This window comes from Saccharicrinis fermentans DSM 9555 = JCM 21142 (genome assembly GCF_000517085.1).
Classification (GTDB): domain Bacteria; phylum Bacteroidota; class Bacteroidia; order Bacteroidales; family Marinilabiliaceae; genus Saccharicrinis; species Saccharicrinis fermentans.
This window is the reverse complement of the sequence record NZ_KI912107.1, coordinates 2,482,035-2,502,279: the sequence shown is the minus strand read 5'-3', so window position 1 is coordinate 2,502,279 and position 20,245 is coordinate 2,482,035. Positions and strand designations below refer to the sequence as shown.

17 protein-coding genes are annotated in these 20,245 nt (G+C 37.3%); 13 read left to right on the top strand and 4 right to left on the bottom strand.

Annotated elements, in window-relative coordinates; genetic code table 11:
* The first annotated feature begins 19 nt into the window (after positions 1–19).
* The 4 genes from gmd (at position 20) to CYTFE_RS0109925 (ending at position 4,355) form a co-directional block, all read left to right on the top strand.
* A complete protein-coding gene (gene gmd / locus CYTFE_RS0109940) occupies positions 20–1,135 on the top strand; it encodes a GDP-mannose 4,6-dehydratase (RefSeq protein ID WP_027471660.1) in 1,116 nt (371 codons plus the stop codon).
* A gap of 118 nt (positions 1,136–1,253) precedes the next feature.
* Positions 1,254–2,339: a GDP-L-fucose synthase family protein gene (locus CYTFE_RS0109935; RefSeq protein ID WP_027471659.1), complete on the top strand. Its 1,086-nt coding sequence runs from the start codon at positions 1,254–1,256 to the stop codon at positions 2,337–2,339.
* Positions 2,340–2,481: 142 nt separating this feature from the next.
* Complete coding sequence (locus tag CYTFE_RS0109930) at positions 2,482–2,961, top strand: DUF4625 domain-containing protein (protein WP_027471658.1); 480 nt, start codon at positions 2,482–2,484, stop codon at positions 2,959–2,961.
* 209 nt (positions 2,962–3,170) lie between these two features.
* Positions 3,171–4,355, top strand: a complete 1,185-nt coding sequence (locus CYTFE_RS0109925) for a MalY/PatB family protein (protein ID WP_027471657.1) — start codon at positions 3,171–3,173, stop codon at positions 4,353–4,355.
* A 95-nt stretch (positions 4,356–4,450) separates the two neighbouring features.
* Here the strand turns inward: CYTFE_RS0109925 and CYTFE_RS0109920 are convergent, their stop codons facing one another.
* Complete coding sequence (locus CYTFE_RS0109920) at positions 4,451–5,329, bottom strand: DMT family transporter (RefSeq protein WP_235208151.1); 879 nt, start codon at positions 5,327–5,329, stop codon at positions 4,451–4,453.
* 496 nt (positions 5,330–5,825) lie between these two features.
* Between CYTFE_RS0109920 and pyrB the strand changes: the two genes are divergently transcribed.
* From pyrB to CYTFE_RS0109895, 4 genes are all read left to right on the top strand, one after another.
* Positions 5,826–6,734, top strand: a complete 909-nt coding sequence (gene pyrB / locus CYTFE_RS0109910) for an aspartate carbamoyltransferase (RefSeq protein ID WP_027471654.1) — start codon at positions 5,826–5,828, stop codon at positions 6,732–6,734.
* A gap of 52 nt (positions 6,735–6,786) precedes the next feature.
* On the top strand, positions 6,787–7,245 hold the full coding sequence (gene pyrI, locus CYTFE_RS0109905) for an aspartate carbamoyltransferase regulatory subunit (protein WP_027471653.1): 459 nt from the start codon (positions 6,787–6,789) through the stop codon (positions 7,243–7,245).
* Between the two features lie 4 nt (positions 7,246–7,249).
* Positions 7,250–7,840, top strand: coding sequence for a flavin reductase family protein (locus CYTFE_RS0109900; protein WP_027471652.1), 591 nt, complete (start codon positions 7,250–7,252; stop codon positions 7,838–7,840).
* Positions 7,841–7,949: 109 nt separating this feature from the next.
* The gene (locus CYTFE_RS0109895) at positions 7,950–8,522 is read left to right on the top strand and encodes a PhnA domain-containing protein (protein ID WP_027471651.1); all 573 of its coding nucleotides are present in this window, start codon (positions 7,950–7,952) and stop codon (positions 8,520–8,522) included.
* 110 nt (positions 8,523–8,632) lie between these two features.
* Here the strand turns inward: CYTFE_RS0109895 and CYTFE_RS26020 are convergent, their stop codons facing one another.
* Both CYTFE_RS26020 and CYTFE_RS0109880 read right to left on the bottom strand, forming a co-directional pair.
* Positions 8,633–11,065, bottom strand: a complete 2,433-nt coding sequence (locus tag CYTFE_RS26020; protein WP_052343131.1) for a TonB-dependent receptor — start codon at positions 11,063–11,065, stop codon at positions 8,633–8,635.
* 678 nt (positions 11,066–11,743) lie between these two features.
* A complete protein-coding gene (locus tag CYTFE_RS0109880; protein ID WP_027471650.1) occupies positions 11,744–12,091 on the bottom strand; it encodes a translation initiation factor in 348 nt (115 codons plus the stop codon).
* Between the two features lie 194 nt (positions 12,092–12,285).
* Between CYTFE_RS0109880 and CYTFE_RS0109875 the strand changes: the two genes are divergently transcribed.
* The 4 genes from CYTFE_RS0109875 to CYTFE_RS0109860 are packed head-to-tail and all read left to right on the top strand — an operon-like array spanning position 12,286 to position 16,641.
* Positions 12,286–13,137, top strand: a complete 852-nt coding sequence (locus CYTFE_RS0109875) for a sulfide/dihydroorotate dehydrogenase-like FAD/NAD-binding protein (protein ID WP_235208152.1) — start codon at positions 12,286–12,288, stop codon at positions 13,135–13,137.
* 53 nt (positions 13,138–13,190) lie between these two features.
* Positions 13,191–14,666 carry an NADPH-dependent glutamate synthase gene (gene gltA / locus CYTFE_RS0109870; RefSeq protein ID WP_027471648.1) on the top strand — a complete coding sequence of 492 codons (1,476 nt, stop codon included), beginning with the start codon at positions 13,191–13,193 and terminating at the stop codon, positions 14,664–14,666.
* 18 nt (positions 14,667–14,684) lie between these two features.
* Entirely contained in the window at positions 14,685–15,689 is a 1,005-nt protein-coding gene (locus tag CYTFE_RS0109865) for a dihydroorotate dehydrogenase-like protein (protein WP_027471647.1), read from the top strand.
* Between the two features lie 28 nt (positions 15,690–15,717).
* Positions 15,718–16,641 carry a mechanosensitive ion channel family protein gene (locus tag CYTFE_RS0109860; RefSeq protein ID WP_027471646.1) on the top strand — a complete coding sequence of 308 codons (924 nt, stop codon included), beginning with the start codon at positions 15,718–15,720 and terminating at the stop codon, positions 16,639–16,641.
* A 52-nt stretch (positions 16,642–16,693) separates the two neighbouring features.
* On the opposite strand, the gene CYTFE_RS0109855 is transcribed toward CYTFE_RS0109860, so the two are convergent.
* Positions 16,694–18,211: a T9SS type A sorting domain-containing protein gene (locus CYTFE_RS0109855; protein WP_044212961.1), complete on the bottom strand. Its 1,518-nt coding sequence runs from the start codon at positions 18,209–18,211 to the stop codon at positions 16,694–16,696.
* Between the two features lie 1,078 nt (positions 18,212–19,289).
* Between CYTFE_RS0109855 and CYTFE_RS0109840 the strand changes: the two genes are divergently transcribed.
* Positions 19,290–20,240: an SDR family oxidoreductase gene (locus tag CYTFE_RS0109840; protein WP_027471644.1), complete on the top strand. Its 951-nt coding sequence runs from the start codon at positions 19,290–19,292 to the stop codon at positions 20,238–20,240.
* Positions 20,241–20,245: the final 5 nt, after the last annotated feature.

Sequence of the window (20,245 nt, the reverse complement as noted above, 5' to 3'; positions counted from 1 at the left end):
CATCATAATTAAAAATATCATGGCAAAAGTTGCTTTAATTACAGGAGTCACCGGACAAGACGGAGCTTATCTGTCGGAGTTTTTACTGAAAAAAGGATATATAGTCCATGGGATTAAACGTCGTTCATCGCTTTTTAATACCGATAGGATAGATCATTTATATCAGGATCCTCATGTGGATAACAAAAACTTTTTTCTGCATTATGGAGATTTAACGGACTCAACCAACTTAATACGGATTATTCAGGAGACCCAACCTGATGAAATTTATAATTTGGCTGCGATGTCGCATGTGGCCGTAAGTTTTGATACTCCTGAATACACAGCAAATGCCGATGGAATTGGTACTCTCCGTATACTGGAAGCCATCCGATTATTAGGTTTAACAAAGAAAACAAAGTTTTATCAAGCTTCAACCAGTGAGCTATATGGTTTGGTTCAAGAGGTACCGCAGTCTGAAAAAACACCTTTTTATCCACGTTCACCTTATGCAGTAGCTAAGATGTATGGGTACTGGATTACTGTCAATTATCGTGAGGCCTATGGTATTTATGCCTGTAATGGTATTCTATTTAATCATGAATCTCCTATCAGAGGAGAAACCTTTGTGACCCGCAAGATTACACGTGCAGTGGCTAGAATTGGTTTGTCTTTACAGGATAAACTTTACCTAGGAAATCTATCTGCCAAACGTGATTGGGGACATGCCAAGGATTATGTGGAAGCGATGTATTTGATGTTGCAGCAAGAATCAGCAGAAGATTTTGTGGTAGCTACTGGAATAACCACAGAAGTACGTGAGTTTGTTCGTATGGCATTCGAAAATATTGGTGTCGGCATTGAATTTAAAGGAGAGGGTGTGGACGAGAAAGGCTATGTGGTTTCGTGTGCTAATGCGGAATTTAGTCTTGAAAAAGGGGCTTGCGTGGTAGAAGTAGATCCTCGCTATTTTAGGCCAACAGAAGTGGAGCTACTTATTGGTGACCCTAAAAAAGCACAGGATAAACTAGGATGGAAACCAAAGTACGATCTTAAAATGTTGGTGGATGATATGATGGATAGTGATATTAAATTGATGAAAAAAGATAAGTATCTTCAGGATGGAGGTTATAATACCTTAAATTATTTTGAGTAGTTTACTCGTATAGGGTGACTAAAATTCGCTATGCCAATGGTTTAATGAAGTGTGATTTGCATTTAGTAGGTCATGCTTTATTGTTATCGTTGTTGCTTTTGCGAAAAAAATAAACAGCATGTATAAGGATGAAAAAATATTTGTTGCCGGACACAGAGGATTAGTTGGTTCGGCTATAGTGCGCTCTCTTCAGAAGAAGGGATTTAACAATATTGTGGTGAAAACACATAGTGAACTGGATTTGTTAGATGCCAAAGCTGTGGAAACATTTTTCGCTACAGAAAAGCCTGATTATGTTTTTTTGGCAGCGGCCAAGGTGGGAGGAATTGTTGCCAATAATACTTATCGGGCTGATTTTATTTATGAGAATATTCAAATACAGAATCATGTAATTCATCATGCCTATCTAAATGGGGTTAAGAAATTGTTGTTTCTCGGAAGTTCATGTATTTATCCCAAAGCTTGTCCTCAACCCATACTAGAGGATTACCTCTTGACCGATGTGCTAGAGTATACCAATGAGCCTTATGCCATTGCAAAAATAGCAGGAATAAAAATGTGTGAATCGTATAACCTGCAATATGGTACTAACTTTATTTCGGTTATGCCTACTAACTTATATGGACCCAATGATAATTATGATTTGGAGAAATCTCATGTTTTGCCTGCGTTGATACGTAAGATGTATTTAGGTAAGTCATTGATGAATAATGATTGGGCGAGTATTGATGCAGATATGAATAAGAAGCCCATTGAGGGAGTGTCGGGAGAAAATTCTGAACTAGAAAAACTAGAAATATTAGAGAAATATGGTATTGTGAAATCGCAAAGTGAGGTGAAAGTTCAACTTTGGGGTACTGGTAATCCTCGTCGTGAGTTTTTGCATTCTGATGATATGGCCGATGCCTGTACTTATATTATGGAAAAAGTTGATTTTGATGATTTGAAGCAAGCGGATGATAGAGAGGTACGTAATAACCATATTAATATAGGTGTTGGTGAAGATCAATCGATTAGGGAGCTGGCTGAACTAATCAAAGGAATTGTTGGTTTTGAAGGTTCCCTTCAATGGGATGCAGATAAACCAGATGGGACATTTCAGAAATTGCTCAATGTGGATAAGCTAAATAAGTTGGGGTGGAAAGCAAATATTGATCTTAGAGAGGGAATTGAAGATGTGTTTCTTCAATATAAGCAGGTTTAGTATTTTGCGATTGCTGTTTCTGAAGTTTTTTTTCGTTATGTTGATTCTTGTAAATCGCTTTTAAGGTTCAGTTTTGAATGAAATAGATTTTTAAGTATTATATTTGACAATTAATTTTTATTAACAAATAAACAAGTAGAATATGAAAATCTATTTCCCAAAAATGATTTCTTTCTTCGCCATTGCAGCAGTATTCCTGTTGACATCATGTGGAGGAGGTAGTGATAGTAAAGACCCAGAACCAGAAGAAAAAGACACCACTGATCCAGTTATTGTAGATCCGACTGTTCCTACAGCTCAAGGTTTTACTTTAGGACAAGACTTTGTTTATACCGGTGATTTTACGGATGATACAGAGTTGAAAGAAGTGACTTTTTCATTGTCGGATAACAAAGTGCAAACTTCGGCTGCTTTAAAGGTGGGTACAGGTGTTGATAATGAGCCTTGGATTGTAGAATCACAGACCAGAACTTTAACAAGTACAGCGAGCACTGTGGATGAAGCTATTTTTGGAACGATACCATCTTCGGATATTTGGACTGGTGAATATACCTTAACGGTTAAATGTACTGATAAGGCTGGCAATACATCAACTAAGATAATTACAGTTCCTATAGAATAGTATACAAGGTTTATTTTTATATATGAATACATCCGATACAATTATTGTGTCGGATGTTTTTATATTTATCCGTTTCGTTTGATAGGATTAATAGATGTTAGGAGCTTTGTAATTCATATTTTATTACTTTTTTTGTAGTTAATTTAATTGATGGTCCCATAAGAGCATTTGAATATTTATTTCGGATCTCTTATCAAAATTTATTATTTATGAGTTACAACTTTGATGAAATAGTGCAACGAGAAGGTACAGAGGCCTATAAACTCGAATTACGAGAAATGGTTTTTGGGTCGAAGGATGTATTGCCCTTATGGGTCGCAGATATGGATTTCAAGGCTCCACCAGCTGTTATAAAAGCCATGCAGGAAAGAGCTTCGCATGAGATATATGGCTATACTATTCGGGATAAGAAATTTACGGAGGCTATTATGGTATGGCTGGAAAGTCAGCATCAATGGAGTATCAAAGAAGAATGGATTGAGTTTTCGCCAGGAGTTCTTCCTTCCATTATGGTGGCTATTCATGAATTTAGTGAGCCCGGCGATAAGGTAATTATTCAGACTCCTGTTTATCCACCATTTTATTCCATTGTCAGCGAAAATGGAAGAGAGCTGGTAAAGAATTCTTTGGTTGAAAAGGAAGGGTATTATACGATGGATTTTGATTTGTTGGAAAAACAAGCAAGTGACCCCCAAACAAAGATCTTTGTATTCTCCAATCCTCATAATCCGGTGGGAAGAGCCTGGAAGAAGGAGGAACTGAGACGAATAGCTGATATATGTATCAAACACGATGTGTTAATTGTTTCTGATGAAATACATAGTGATTTATGTTTATTTGGTAATCAACATTGGGTAATGGCCGATCTTTTTCCTGAGCTAAGTGATCGAATCATAACTTGTATGGCGCCCAGTAAAACATTTAATGTAGCCGGATTGTCAACTGCTTATGCCATTATTACAGATCAAAAATTGAAAGCACGTTTTCATAAACGACTTTGGGCTATGCAACTACATATGGGTAATTTGTTTGGTGGAATTGCCTTGGAGGCTGCATATAGCGAAGGAGCTGAATGGTTAACTGCACTAAAAAAATACCTGGAAGGAAATGCTTTGATGGTGCGTGACTTTATCCAAGAAAATATGCCTGAAGTTGGATTTGTACTTCCGGAGGCTACGTATTTATTGTGGTTTGATTTTAGAAAGTGGGGCTTGTCGCCTTCAAAATTGAAAAAAGCCATGGTTGAAATGGGTAAGATTGCGATGAATGATGGTGTTTCTTTTGGTACAGAAGGGGCTGGATTTCAACGTATGAATATTGGTTCTCCTAAGGTGATTATAAAAGATGGACTGGAGAGAATCTTAAAAGTCCGTAATCAAGTGTACAAGCACTAGAAAGTGTAAATACGCATAATGAAAAATTAGATAAGCTAAAGTGAGGGCGTGGATGTGAATCATCTTCGCCTTTTTTGGAGGTATGTAGACCTAACCTATGCTTTTCTTTTACGTTTAATAATGGGAAATAGAAATACCGAAGCCAGAATAATCATAGTGCCGGCATAGAACCCACCTGACATACGCTCTGACTCCCCAAAAATAAAGAAAGCCAATAAGATACCATAAATAGGTTCCATATTAATGGATAATATGACGGTATAGGCCGATAGTTCTTTCATTACATCTACACTAAGGGCAAAGGCAAATGCGGTGCATACCAAGCCTAAAATCAATAAATAGGAGATGTCTGATATTGTAGGCAGAAAGAAGGATGATGAAAATCCATTGGTTACCAACAAATAAATAGATATGCCCATAAACCCGCCAATCATTTCGTAAAAGCTGATGAGTGTGGGATGGAAGCGGGTGGTGTATTTTTTGTTGAGTATGGTGAATATGGTAGCCAATATGGTTGCTGCTAAAGCAACCATAATTCCTATTTTGTAATTGATTTCGAAGCTGAAAATTAAATAGATACCTAGTACTATGAAAACTCCGATGAGGAATTCCAGCCAATCCATTTTTTTTTGAAAGAACAGGGGTTCCAAGATGCTGGCAAATAATGCTCCAGAAGATATGATGCCCAATGTTACCGAAATATTGGATATTTTTATGGCGTGAAAAAAAGCGATCCAGTGGGCAGCCACAACCAGTCCAATACCAATCAATTTGAATGTTTGTTTGGCAGGTATAATAAATTGTTTTTTTGTAACAATTAAATATAAAAACAGTCCTAGGGCAGCAATGAGCATTCTGTACCATACCATTTGTATGGCAGGCATTTCAATTAATTTACCTAAAATAGCTGTGAAGCCATAAATTAAAACAACCAGATGCATCCATATCAAGGATGTTGTATGTGTGCGTTTCAAGAGGTCAATGATTTTAAATAATATTAGCTTGCAAAGGTAGCAATCTGACCAACAATAAAGAATAGCGGGGGCTGAAATGAAGAGGGTAGGTTAGGGATGAAAATTGGTTGTTGTTGAGTTATTATTTTCGATCTTACTTAAAAAAAAGTTGAAGCAATTGTAATTTTTATATTATCTTTAGGCTTTGGAATGAGTAAAGAATATTTTAAATCCAAAAATAATCGTATTAAAGCCATATCGTCTTCTATATTAGATGATTATTTAGGTTGTTTTTTATTATTCATATTGATGATATTTACAAGGCTGACATCTTATTGTCGGTCTTTTTTTTGCGTTTTAGCGAATGAAAAGCGTATTTTCTTTCCTTTTTATTACCCCGAAAGTCATATAGTATTATATAGAAACCCAAGAGGTAAACTCCAACGGCATTTTAAAAGTATGATTGTCATTTTAACTGGAGGAGTACCGGTAGTTGTATTTTTAAAGATATAATGAGATGAAGAATAGAAGTTTAGTTTCCATTAATGATTTTACAAAATCTGAGATTCTTAAGATAGTGGAACTGGCTGCACAATTTGAAGCCAATCCCAATCAGGATCTGTTGAAACACAAAATTGTGGCTAGTTTGTTTTTTGAGCCATCAACACGTACTCGCCTGAGTTTTGAAACGGCCATTAACCGTTTAGGAGGTCGGGTGGTCGGCTTTATGGATGCCTCCTCTTCATCTACAACCAAAGGTGAATCGCTGAAAGATACCATTAAAATGGTGAGCAATTATGCCGACCTGATTGTGATGCGCCATCCCCTGGAGGGGAGTGCCCGGTATGCTTCAGAACAGTCTAGCGTTCCTATTGTTAATGCAGGTGATGGTGCGAATCAACACCCTACGCAAACATTGCTCGATTTGTACTCCATAAAAAAAACACAAGGGACGCTTGAAAACCTGAATATCTTTATGGTAGGCGACCTTAAATATGGTCGTACGGTTCATTCTTTGTTGCAAGCCATGTCGCACTTTAATCCTGTTTTTAATTTTATTTCGCCCGAAGAACTTAGGATGCCCGATGAGTATAAGTTTTGGTTAGATTCTATGGGGATAAAGTATTATGAACATAGCGAGTTTACAGATATTATATCGAGAGCTGATATTTTATATATGACCCGGGTGCAACGTGAACGATTTGTAGATCCTATCGAATATGAAAAGGTAAAAGATGTTTATATCTTAAATAATGCGATGTTGGATAATACAAAGGATAATTTACGTATTCTGCATCCGTTGCCAAGAGTCAATGAAATTGATGTGGATGTAGATAATAACCCTAAAGCATACTATTTTGAACAGGCAGAAAATGGGGTGTATGCACGTATGGCTGTGATGAGTTCTATTTTGGGTTTAGTATAAATATTATTGATTTTAACAGTCTAAAATCTGTGCGTCTTTTAAAATTGAAACCATGAGCGAAAAAAAAGAATTAAGTGTAAGTGCCATCGAGGAAGGAACAGTGATAGATCATATACCAGCCGATTGTTTGTTCAAAGTAATTAGTATCTTAGGGCTGGATAATTGTGGAAATCTTATCACATTTGGAACCAATCTGGGGAGCCAGCGTTATGGTAAAAAGGCTATTATTAAAGTGGCCGATAAGTTTTTTGAGGATGAAGATCTGAATCGTATTGCATTGGTGGCTCCTTATGCTCGATTAAATATTATTAAAGATTATGAGGTGGTAGAAAAAAAACATGTAACTGTTCCTCAGGAAATTGTGGGTATTGCCAAGTGTTTTAACCCCCAATGTATTACTAACAATGAAAATATCACCACACATTTTTCTTTGGTAAATGCGAATGTGTTGGCTTTGAAATGCCATTATTGTGAAAAAATTACAACCGAAGAACATCTGAAAATACTCTAATTTTATGTCAAAAGTTGACTGGAAACCAGGAAATATGGTTTATCCTTTGCCTGCTGTAATGGTAACTGTAGGTGATTCTCCCGAAAACTATAATATTATAACGGTCGCCTGGACCGGCACCATATGTTCTGATCCACCCATGTGCTATATATCGGTGCGAAAAGGGCGGTACTCTTATCCTGTATTGAAAGAAACCGGAGAGTTTGTGATAAATCTGACTACTAAGGAGCTAGCTTATGCTACGGATTGGTGTGGGGTTAGATCTGGTAGACAGTATGATAAGTTTAAGGAGATGAATCTTACTCCGGAGATGGCCAAGGTAGTGAAAGCGCCCATTATTAAAGAGTCGCCTGTTAATATTGAATGTAAGGTGACACAGGTGCTTGAGTTGGGGACGCATGATATGTTTATGGCAGAAGTAGTAAATGTAAAAGCCGACGAAAAGTATATTGATTCTGAAAGTGGTGCTTTTTCTTTATTTAAAGCAAAGCCGATTTGTTATTCGCATGGTAATTATTATGAGGTAGGTAAGCGTATTGGAAAATTTGGCTTTGCGGTGGAAAAGAAGAAACGTAAACAGCAGTATAAAAAATAAGTATGAGTCTGATTATCAGTCTTATTGTGGTTAAATGTTAACCGGAAGGCTTGTTCGCTGACTTATTTGTATATATTTGCAGCTTTATTTTATTCAGAGAAAAAGAAAAATGAGTACAGAAAAAGAATTAATAGCACGAAGTGGTTCAGTCTGTGAACTATGTGGAGCACCAGATGATTTATCGGTTTATGATGTGCCTTCATCTCCGAACAATGAGCGCATTTATATTTGTGCTACATGTAAAGAACAGATAGAAGATCCTGAAAAGGTAGATATGAATCATTGGCGCTGTTTAAATGATAGTATGTGGAGTACTGTGCCTGCTGTTCAGGTGATGGCATGGCGAATGTTAAATCGCTTAAGAGCGGAAGGATGGCCACAGGATTTATTAGATATGCTTTACCTGGATGAAGACACTTTAGCCTGGGCTCAGGCAGCAGGTGATGGGGAAGAGGACGAAGATGCAGTTAAGCATATTGATAGTAATGGAGTGCAATTGCAAGCAGGTGATACAGTGGTGTTAATCAAAGATCTGAACGTGAAAGGAGGCGGTTTTACTGCCAAAAGAGGTACTGCTGTGCGTGGCATTAGTTTGGTACATGATAATCCAGAACATATTGAAGGTAGGGTAAATGGACAACAAATTGTGATATTAACACAATATGTTAAGAAGACAAATTAATCGGAATTTGATATAAAAAAAGGGAATAACGTTTTATGTTATTCCCTTTTTTGGTTCTATCTATTTTTCTTAGTTCGTGCTTTACTTGCGATCAGCTATATGCAGAGTAATTATAAGAGGTTACCAATCTTAATACCAAAGTAGATGCTACGAGGTAAACCCGGCCCGTAAATATAAGCTGGGTCTCTGTTGATGCCTGCGTCAAAGTCGTCCTGATAGGAATTAAATAGGTTCTTCATTCCTGCGTTTAGACTGATATCTAATCCTTTGGTGGCTTTAATAAGGTATTCTGCTTTGATGCCTAAGTCGAAGAATTCTTTGGAGTTTCTAAATTCTCCTTCTTGAATGACTTCTCCTTGGCCATTGGTAAGGGTAGGGGCATCCGGACCAAAATACTCAAGTTTCATGGAGCCTGTATAGGTTCCGTTTAATGAAATGGTAAAGTTTCTTAAGGGGTAGGCATTAAAAGTAAAATATCCATATTGATCCGGGGTTCTCAGAAAGTCTTTGGTATAATTGCCAACTCCTGATTCTTGTACTTCATCGTATTTGCTGGACTGAATCGTGTAACCCAGATCCATGCTCCATTTTGTTGAGGGGTAATATTTAGCTTCCATGTTCATCCCTTTTACCGCAGCATCTCCGCCATTAATTCGGGTATAGGTAACCACTCCCTGCTCGTCCGGATCACTTTGGTTATTGGCAAATGCATCTGTTAAATGGGTGTAGAATCCTTCTATCATAAACTCAAAATCTGCCGATCCTATTTCTGTTTGGTAGTCCAATGAAGCCATCAAACTATTGCTTGTTTCTTGTTTTAGGTTATCGCCATTTTCATGTATTACCTTTCTATTGCCCGCTATTTCTATATGCAAATCTTCATCAAATATTTGAGGTGCACGATAGCCGTTTGAATAGCTACCTCGTAATTGAATGTGTTTTGTTGGTTTGTATAAAATATTTAAGCGAGGACTGACCACTGTGTTGGATAAGTCTGCATTGCCATCGTCTTCTTTGTTTTCGATATTATAGTGGTCAACTCTTACTCCTGCAGATAAAGTAACTTTCGCTAATTCATAGTCGTATTGGCCAAAGGCTCCCCATGTATTCATGCTTTGATCGGAGATGGTTACTTCATCGTAAAAGGTTCCGTCATGATCTGTGTAAGCCTGTTTTTTGTCTTTTAGCTTACTTCCAACATTTTCTACTCCAGTTATAAAACTATGTCTTCCAATGCCTCCTTTATATTGGGCACCGTATGAATAGGTAAAGTCTTTGGTTTTTCCATAAGCACTCAGGTCGGGTGTACCATCCATCAATTGGATAGGATCGTTCATGGGGCGTGTAAAAATATAATCCTCTCCATAATCTCTTGCTCCATAATAGGTCCATCTGTCTACGTACTGGGCCGATCCAAAAACAGATAACTGTCCGTTATTTTCACCCACAAAACGAGTAAAGTTGATTCCTCCTGTATGTATATTGTGCTCAATAGATTCAGCGATATTTGCCAGGTGTTCTGGTTGATCCAGCATATCACCGCCTCTGCGATCTTCATTGATGTGAAAATAATCCAGGGTGATTTTATTTCGGTAACCAATTCGATGGTAGATACTGGTTCCGATGGTGTAGTTATTAAGTTCAGCTAGTTCCGTGAAGGTATCGTCGTTGGCGTCATACGCTTCTCTGTTTCTGTGTGAAGCGTAGATGTTAGCTCCTGTGTTTTTGCTCTTGGAAACCAGTGATGCATTTAAGTTGAGATTCATATCATTGCCAGTACTACTACCAATGCCTATCAATCCGTTATTAATACTGGCTTCGTAGGAGTTACTGATGGCCTCTTTGGTGATTAGGTTGATGGTTCCAGCAATAGCATTACTTCCATACAATGCCGACCCCCCACCTTTTACAACTTCAATTTGTTGGATCATATTGGCAGGAATCATTTCTAAACCATATACACTGGCAAGTCCACTAAAAATAGGTCGTCCGTTGACAAGTACTTGTGAGTAGGAGCCCTCCATACCATTCATTCTTACTTGGTTGGCACCACAGTTCTGGCAGTTATTCTCCATGCGTAAACCTGTGGTGTAATTGAGTCCCTCACTTAGAGTGACAGCCTGAACTTGAGCGAGCTGTTTCGGAGTCATGGTGTTCACGATCATAGATGCGTCTATTCTTTTCTTTTGAGTTTTGTCAGCGGTAACGACAACTTGCTCTAAGCCAAGTACATCTTCTTCCAAGTTGATGTCAATGTGGAGCGGATTTGAATGTTGAAAATGAATTGTAATTTCTTTTGTTTTATGCCCCAGTGCTTTAACTACTAATGTGTGTTCTCCTTCTGGTAATTCTTCAAAGAAAAACTCACCATTTAAATTGGAGGCTGATCCAATAGTGCTCGACTTTAACTGAACGGTGGCAAAGGGAACCGGTTCGCCCGAAGCCGTAATTTCACCCTGTAAAGGAGGTGTTTTTTTGCTGGCAAATAGTTGGGTAGTGATTAGTAAAAGGGCAAATACTATTGTGCTTTTTAATGATTGCATGGTTTGTTGAAATTTGTCTGAGTGAACATATTAAGCAAATGTACGCCAGCCAAGGTCACATTGTTTTAAGTGTGGCAGAAGCGTATTTGCGTTATTGTCGATATGTTTAAAAATATGGAGATATATCTCGACACAACAGTAAGTTGCTGAGTGTTGAGAGAAAGAAGGGAATGTTATAGACTCGGTGGGCCGCGCCAAGGAGAGTAGTTGTGAAATTTTGCCTGGTAATTATCTTTTGAAAGAGTTACTGTTTTGTTGTCTATGATCTTGCAGAGAGACCTGATGTTTATGTTCTCTGAGTTGTTTAAATAGGTAAGTGTTGTGGAGAATGTAAAGTGACAAGAACCTCCAAAATCAGGATTGCTATGTGAATGCTCTCCTCCCGGAGAATGGTGAAAATGAATAAGTATCTGATTGTTGCCAAGGAAATGCGCGTGTAGGCCATGTCCTAAATTGAGTGTTAGCCCAATATTTAGAAATAGCACCAGGATCAAAAAACCCGTTGACAGTATTTGATGTATCTTTTTCATTTTGTCTTAGAATGCAAAAATGGTTGTTTTTGCCCTTCTGTCCAATCCCCATTAATGGGGGTTTTGGTTTTGTATATGCTGAAGCTTTGGTGTATTATATTTATCACTATCGCTATTTAAAAAGACCTATTGGAAGCAAAAGCTTCAATTAGCCTCCGCTTTTCTTTGCTTTATAGCCTGCTTTGATTAGTAAGTCCATTACCTTTTCTCTAAAATCACCTTGTATTAGAATTTCTCCTTCTTTTACGGTGCCTCCCACACCACATTTCGATTTGAGATCTTTGCCTAATGCCTTTAAATCACAGTCTTCTCCCACAAAACCGGTGATTAAAGTAACGGCTTTACCTTTGCGTTGTTTTTTATCCAGCATCACACGCAGATTTTGTTGGGACGGAGGGAGTGTCTCTTGGTTTTGTTCTTCGTTATAATCGTATTCAAAATCATTATTGGTTGAAAATACAATGCCGTCTCTACTATTTTTATTTTTCTTAGCCATATTTAGGTATTTGGAGGGCAAAAATAAAATATAAAATTGTATAAAATCATATATTATATCGATTTGCTTCAATAAATTGCATGAATAATTCATTTATTTTTGTTAAAAATCTGAATTTTGTCATACTTTTGTGTGATTTTTTTGCTGCTAGCAGAACTTATCATCGGCGAGCTGGTCGAAAATAAAACAAAGGAATGAAGAATTATCCCAAATATTCGATGTATAAAATTATTGATAAAACGTTTTTTTCAGACAACGTTGTAAAAATGGAAGTTGAGGCGCCAAGGATTGCTAAGGCAAGAAGAGCTGGACATTTCGTAATTGTAAAAATTGGCGAGAAGGGTGAACGTTTCCCTTTGACCATTGCCGGAGCAGACAGAGTAAAGGGAACCATCACTTTGGTGGTGCAGACCGTTGGTGTTTCCTCGCGTAAATTAGCAGCGCTTGAGGTGGGTGCGTATATTACCGATTTGGTGGGACCTTTAGGCCAAGCTACTCATATCGAAAATAAAGGGACCATATTGGCCTGTGGGGGAGGAGTTGGTGTTGCACCCCTTTTACCTATTGTAGAGGCCTATAAAAAAGCAGGTAATCGTGTAATTACGGTTATTGCTGCCCGAACCAAAGATTTAATTATTCTGGAAGAGCAAATCAAAGAATTCTCAGATGAACTGATTGTGATGACAGATGATGGTTCACATGGTAAAAAGGGATTGATAACAGAAGGGATGGAAGCAGCCATTGCCAAGGAAAAAATAGATGAAGCCATGATTATTGGCCCTGCTATTATGATGAAATTTGCTGCCTTAACCACTAAGAAGCATCATATTCCTACTTTAGCTAGTCTTAACACAATTATGGTGGATGGTACAGGAATGTGTGGGGCTTGCAGAATCACTGTGGGAGGGAAAACCAAGTTTGTATGTGTGGATGGACCGGAGTTTGATGCCCATCAGGTAGACTTTGATGAGATGTTGCTTCGTTTAAATGGTTATAAGGATATAGAGAAGGCTGCAGAGCGCAAATATTTAGAAGAGAATAACTAAGACACTGTTTAGCTTGGCTTTTGTTAAGCTGTTATATATAAGGTAATTCCAAAATGGAAGATAGAGAAAGTTACTTAAAATCGGAACGAGCCCAACAATGGCGTGTTGATTTAAGAAATAAAATAAAAAATAAAGAACGTACCCATTTGGTAAGGGTGAAAATGAATGAGGTGGATGCCAATATGCGTATTCAATCTTATGTGGAAGTTAATTCAGGTTTAAGTATTGATCAGGCACAAAACGAAGCAAAGCGTTGTTTAGATTGTGTTAACCCAACTTGTATTACCGGCTGTCCTGTGGAGATTAATATTCCAAAGTTTATCAAAAGAATTGAACAAGGGAACTTTCTGGAAGCAGCCAAGGTGTTGAAAGAAACCAGTTCCTTGCCTGCAGTGTGTGGTCGTGTTTGTCCTCAGGAAAAACAATGTGAGGCCAATTGTTTTTATACCCAAAAATTAAAGAAAACACCTGTTGCCATTGGTTACCTGGAACGCTTTGCAGCTGACTATGAGCGTGAATCAGGTCAGATTTCCATTCCTGACATCAAATCTACAAATGGAGTAAAAGTAGGCTGTATTGGTTCTGGTCCTGCCGGACTCACCTTTGCGGGAGAGATGGCAAAAAAAGGGTATGATGTAACCGTTTTTGAAGCTTTGCATGAGATAGGTGGTGTGCTAAAATATGGTATTCCAGAATTTAGATTGCCTAATCATATTGTGGATGTGGAGATTGATGCACTCAAAAAAATGGGGGTGCAATTCGAAACTAATTTTATCGTTGGTAAAACAGCTTCCATCGAAGATCTGAAAGAGGAAGGTTTTCAGGCCTTTTTTACCGGTAGTGGAGCCGGCTTACCTCGTTTTATGGGTATTCCCGGTGAAAATTATATAGGAATCTTAAGTTCTAATGAATATCTTACAAGAATCAACTTGATGCATGCTGCGGAGCAAGATACGGATACGCCCGTGGTCAGTGGTAAAAATGTGATGGTGATAGGAGGGGGTAATACCGCTATGGATTCGGTTCGCACGGCCAAAAGATTGGGTGCTGAGCGTGCTATGATTGTCTATCGTAGGAGTATGGATGAAATGCCTGCTCGTAAAGAGGAAATTCATCATGCACAGGAAGAGGGGATTGAATTTATGACACGCACGAATCCTATAGAGTATCTGGCAGATGATAAGGGACGAGTAAACAGGGTAAAGGTACAGAAAATGGAATTGGGGGAGCCTGATGGCAGTGGCAGAAGACGACCTATCCCTATAGAAGGGGATGAAGAGATTATTGAGGTGGATACAGTGGTGGTGAGTGTAGGGGTTTCTCCCAACCCCATCGTACCTGATTCCTTACCTGAATTAAAGACCACACAATGGGGGACTATTGAAGTGGATAAGGATATGTTACAATCATCTATTCCGGAAATGTTTGCAGGGGGTGATATTGTGCGGGGAGGAGCAACCGTTATTTTAGCTATGGGCGACGGCCGTAAAGCTGCACAAGCAATGCATAAATACCTTAATCATAAATAAGCTTAATTATACTTGATCATGAAGATACTAGAAACCAAATATATGGGGCTACGCCTGAAGAATCCTATCATAGCAGGTAGTTGCGGACTAACATCTACTGTGGAGGGAATAAAGAAGTTGGCGGATAGCGGCGTGTCAGCTGTGGTACTGAAATCAGTGTTTGAGGAGGAAATTATCAAAGAACATGAAGATACCTTGAAGAATGATTTGGGTGCTTTTGAAAATAATATGGAGTTTCTGGATTATTTTGACTACCAACTGAAGGATAATGTGTTGGGTAAGATGGCCTCGTTGATTGAAGAGGCTAAAAAAGTGATCGATATTCCTATTATTGGTAGCTTAAATTGCGCTACATCCGGAGAGTGGTTTTCCTATGCACGGCAATTGGAAAAGGCCGGGGTGGATGCTTTGGAATTAAATGTTTTTAAACTACCTTTTGATGTGGAGATGGAAGCGGGAGAACAGGAAAGGCTTTATTTATCGATTATTGAAAAGGTAAAACAGTATGTTCAGATCCCTGTTGCCGTTAAGATTGCACCTTATTCATCAAATTTGGCAGCTTTGGTAAAAAAAATGGATGATGCAGGAGCGGATGCGATTACCATGTTCAACCGTTTTTATAATGTTGATTTTGATATTATGACCGATGAGGTAAAAGCTGGTAATCCTTATTCTTCGGAACAGGATTATTACAATACCTTGCGTTGGGTCTCCATTATGTCGGGCAAGCTTACTTGTGATTTATCAGCCAGTACCGGTATTCACTCTGCCGAAACAGCTATTAAAATGCTTATGGCTGGAGCGGCGACTGTTCAGGTGGTTTCTAAACTGTACAAAGATGGTGTTGGTTCGGTAGCCGGCATTCTTAAAAATATAGAACTTTGGATGGATAAGCGCGGCTATGTGAGCATCGATGAGTTTAGAGGAAGTGTTCATCATGAACCCAAAGAAAACTCAGAAAGGTTTGAACGAGTTCAGTTTATGCGGTATTTTTCTGACCATTATCCCCATCAAATATTATAGTAAGGGTAAGATATTCAAATAGTTTGCTATGAAAAAAAATTATAGATTGATTTTAAGTATTGTACTGATCATATTGTTTTTTCTAGTGGAACGGATTTCAATTTGGCTTACCCAAATGACTGAAATTGATTTTTCTATTTTAATTTCCCAGAAACGTAACTTACTCATTATTGGATTTTCGTGGTTAAGTATCCTATTGACCAGAGGATTGAAACATCATATTTTAAAGAGATACGATATTTCAAAAGAAGATAATCTTGAATCAAGGAAACTGCATACTCAGATATCTATTTTAGAAAGAGTTATTGTGTTTATAATTGTTTTGATATCGGTAGGTTTGGTTCTGATATCATTTGATGGAATACGTGAAGTAGGAATGGGTATATTTGCCTCGGCAGGTGTAGCAGGTATTATTATCGGTCTTTCTGCACAGAAAGTGGTTGGTGCTTTATTGGCAGGTGTTCAAATAGCTATAACACAGCCTTTCAGAATTGATGATGCGGTATTGGTTGAAAATGAATGGGGGTGGATTGAAGAAATTAATTTAACTTATGTTGTTGTAAGGGTGTGGGATAAAAGACGGCTGGTTTTGCCCTCTACCTATTTCTTAGAGAAACCTTTTCAAAATTGGACACGCAATAATGCGGATATTATTGGAAGTGTTTTTCTTTATACGGACTATACTGTACCCTTTGAGCCCCTGAGAAAAGAATTAACGAGATTATTGAATAATACTGATTTATGGGATAAAAAAGTAAATGTTCTTCAGGTAACCGATTCACGAGAGTCTACCATCGAGATAAGAATACTTGTTAGTGCTAAGAATTCGCCTACAGCTTGGGATTTAAGAGTATATATTCGTGAAAAAATGATTGATTTTATACAACAAAATTATCCTGAGAGCTTACCCAAAACAAGAGTAATCATAAAGGAGAGTGGCGATGGAAAATAAGACATTCAGCAATGAGGATGCTCAACCGAAGAGAGAACGGTTGAACTATAGCTTATTTCTTCACGACTTTAATGGTCTTAGTCTGGCCATTTACAAAATGTACCTTTAGCAGGTATATACCTTGGGATATGTTTTTCATATCAATATCCTCTTTTTGTTGTTTTTTTCTGAACCATATTTGATCTCCACTTATTGAATAAAGTTCCATTAGATCGATGGGCATTGTGCTTTTAATATGGATGAAGTCCTTCGTTGGATTTGGATAAACAAAAATGGTGTTGTTAAATTCTGTTTCTATAACAGTTGGGGCTTGTAATGCATTTCTGATCTCTCCAAAAAATATCTTCGACATATTCAGTATGTCGGTGTACGTGTCAGCATTATAGCCTAAAAAGTGGATTGTTCCGTTCGGTTCTATATCTAATTGGTTTATGGAAGAGTGATCTGTTGAAGGGATAAATTCTGTATTTATCCAATCTCCTTTAGTGTTTAAAATAGAGATAAAGCTATCGGAATTAGTACTGTTGTTTTGAAAAGTATTTCCAAATTGAATATTGCTTCCCTGGAAATTACCACCCAAAACCAAACGTTCATTAAAAAGTTCAAGTGTTTTTACCTGGGTTAGCGTGCCTCCCTTAATTGTTTTTATCCATTTTATATCGCCTTCGTTGCTATATTTAATGATAAAAGCATCTTCGTTTTGCGGCCATAATTCAAATTTGCCATTGCTGTTCAGTGTTTGTGGGTTTGTGTCTTCTAAAAATAATTGCGTATTGTAGGCACTAATAGAACCCGTTAGATAAAGATTACCCATTGTACCCGGATACATATTTAAATGCGTAAAATATGTACTTCCTCCGCCGATTCCTTTTACGGAGATAAAATTCCCATCATTATCATAGTGAGCAATAAAGCCTAGATGGCCAAATTGGCCCACCAGAATATCTTTATTATCTGGATGTGTCTTGTCCTTATCAAAGTCTATTTGATTCCCTGAATATCCGCCCATGGTACCTGTTATCCAGATTTCATTATTTTTGTCGAGTACCATTTTATATGCCTTGTCATTAAAGATATCGCCTATTGTTTTTATCCATTGCAATTCTCCATCTGATGTATATTTAGCAAAAACGATTTGCTCATTACGATCATAACCAGTCTCTAAAATAGAACTGGTGTGAATATGTGCTGCGTCATAATCTACTATTTGTTCGGAGTTTAGGTTGCTTTGGGTTAAAATGTAAATATTATTATTGGTATCTATTGATACTGAAGTAGCTGCATCATTGGCTTGGTTTGTTAAAATACCGAAATCCAAGAGTATTGTTTCTCCTCCAATATTTTTTAACCATAAAATGGTATTTTCTGTATCGTACTTTGCTATGAAAATATTCTTGTTACCATTGGAGGTGATTTTGTTTGCTTCATCAAAAGCTACATTTTCTCCCCAGAAACTTCCAACAATTATTTTATTTCCTTCATGATCTACAGCTATGTCGCCTTGCAAATCTATTTCGAGTAAAATTTCTGTTGTTTTAATATCAATCGTGTGTACGTTCTCAATGCTCAATTCTTGTGCATTTAGGAATGCAGGCAGACGATAACGACACAGTATAATAATTTATAAAATGGGAGTTGGATTTTTTTTATTCCCGATAATATTACTGTTTTTTTACATCATACCGATTGGACTGTTTTTTTTTATATACTTAACACGAGATAGATACTAAAGCACAGCTTTCAACACTTTGTTGTAAAATATGAAAGCTACAGAGGTTTACGTAACATCAGGTCGTTTAATAAAGTCCGCCAAACTTGCGATTTGATAAAATAGTTTAAATTTGCGTCTAATCGTAAGATTTGGCTATGTGCAACTTGATAGTTTTGTGTTTCAAAACTCCTTACGTTTCATACCGCCACAGTTGTGTCTTTTTAAAATATAAGACAATGCAGAAGTAACCTTCAGGAAAATTCATAGTTAACTTAGTTGGAAATGGCAAAAGCGATTTTCTTTTGGAATGGGACTGAATCTTATTAAAAGAAATTGCGAAGTGCTTATTCTGAAATATTATAAACAAGGGAACAAAATTAAATGCCCAGAATGCGAATCAACAGACTTTTATACGGGATTCAAATCTATGAAAGGGATAAAAAGAATTTTATCAACTGTTATATCCTTAGCTTTAATGGTATTTCCGATTTATTATAAAACGGTTTACAAATGCAAAAAATGTGGCAATGAATTAAAAATGAAGAAGAAAAGAATAATAACGCAGGGTAATAATGTGTCAAAAATAATAGGCGAAGTAGTTTAAGTTCGTAGGTCTGACCTCTGAAGTTACACCGCCGAGGCTTTTGCTTCGACTCCAATAAATTATTAAGTTAGTGACCTAAATAATAGAGATATTGTTTTAGACCCCGTTTTTGGCCGCAAAACACCACTAAATAACGACATATAATAGAAATCAATTGGCTTATATATACGATCTAAACCACTTACATAAAACGAACATTTGCTTTGATGCCTCACTTAAAATTAGCTTTTGCTAAAATGTATACATCTAATGCCAAAATGTTTAAGCGTAAAACAACACACATAAGCGAACTTTGTATCAAGATAATTTTATTGAAATTTAAAAGTTTGAATTATGAGTGATACGATATTTGGTAAAAACGGATGGACACCTGATTTAATGAAATCTCAGAAAGGAAAAATATTCCTTATTACGGGTGCAACCAGTGGAACAGGATTTGAAGCAACGAAAATTCTTGCATCTAAGGGAGCTAAAGTAGTAATGTTGAACCGTAACCCTAAAAAATCAGAGGATGCTATCGCAGCGATAAAAAAAGATTTGGGTAACAATGTAGATGTGTCATTTATCCAAATAGATTTGGCAGAGCAGGCTTCTGTTAAAAAAGCCGCAGCAGAGGTTCTTGAGAAAGTGACGCGCATAGATGCTTTGATGTGTAATGGTGCAATAGCACAAGTACCAACCCAAAAGTTAACGGTGGATGGCTGGGAAAGTCAGATGGGAGTGAATTACTACGGACATTTTACACTACAAGCTTTGTTATATCCACTTATTGAAAAATCCAAAGGACGTATCGTTACTGTTGGCAGTTTGGGCTATGATATGGGAATTAAAACCATCAAATTTGGCGATATGAACTGGGATAGAGATTACACTGGTAATAATGCTTATAGCCAAAGTAAACTAGCACAGATTATGTCTGTTTATGAATTACAGAATAGATTGGAAAAAGCTGGTAAAGTGGATGTTATGGCTTATGCTTGTCATCCGGGTTCTTCAAGAACATCTCTTATCAAAACAAGTGGAAGTTTAATGATGAGGATTATATTTGGTCTAATGAAATTGTCCCCATTAACTCAATCAGCTGAAAAAGGTGCTTATCCTGAATTGATGTGTGCAACTGAAGAGGATTTAGACCAGAAAGGCTTTTATGGACCTACAGGAAAAAACAATTGGACTGGTCCAGTTGGGGCACATAAATTAGAACCACACGCAAAAGATAAAGTCGTTGCTGAGAAATTATGGGAATTGTCAGAGAAGGAAACAGGTATTAAGTGGAACTTATAAATCAA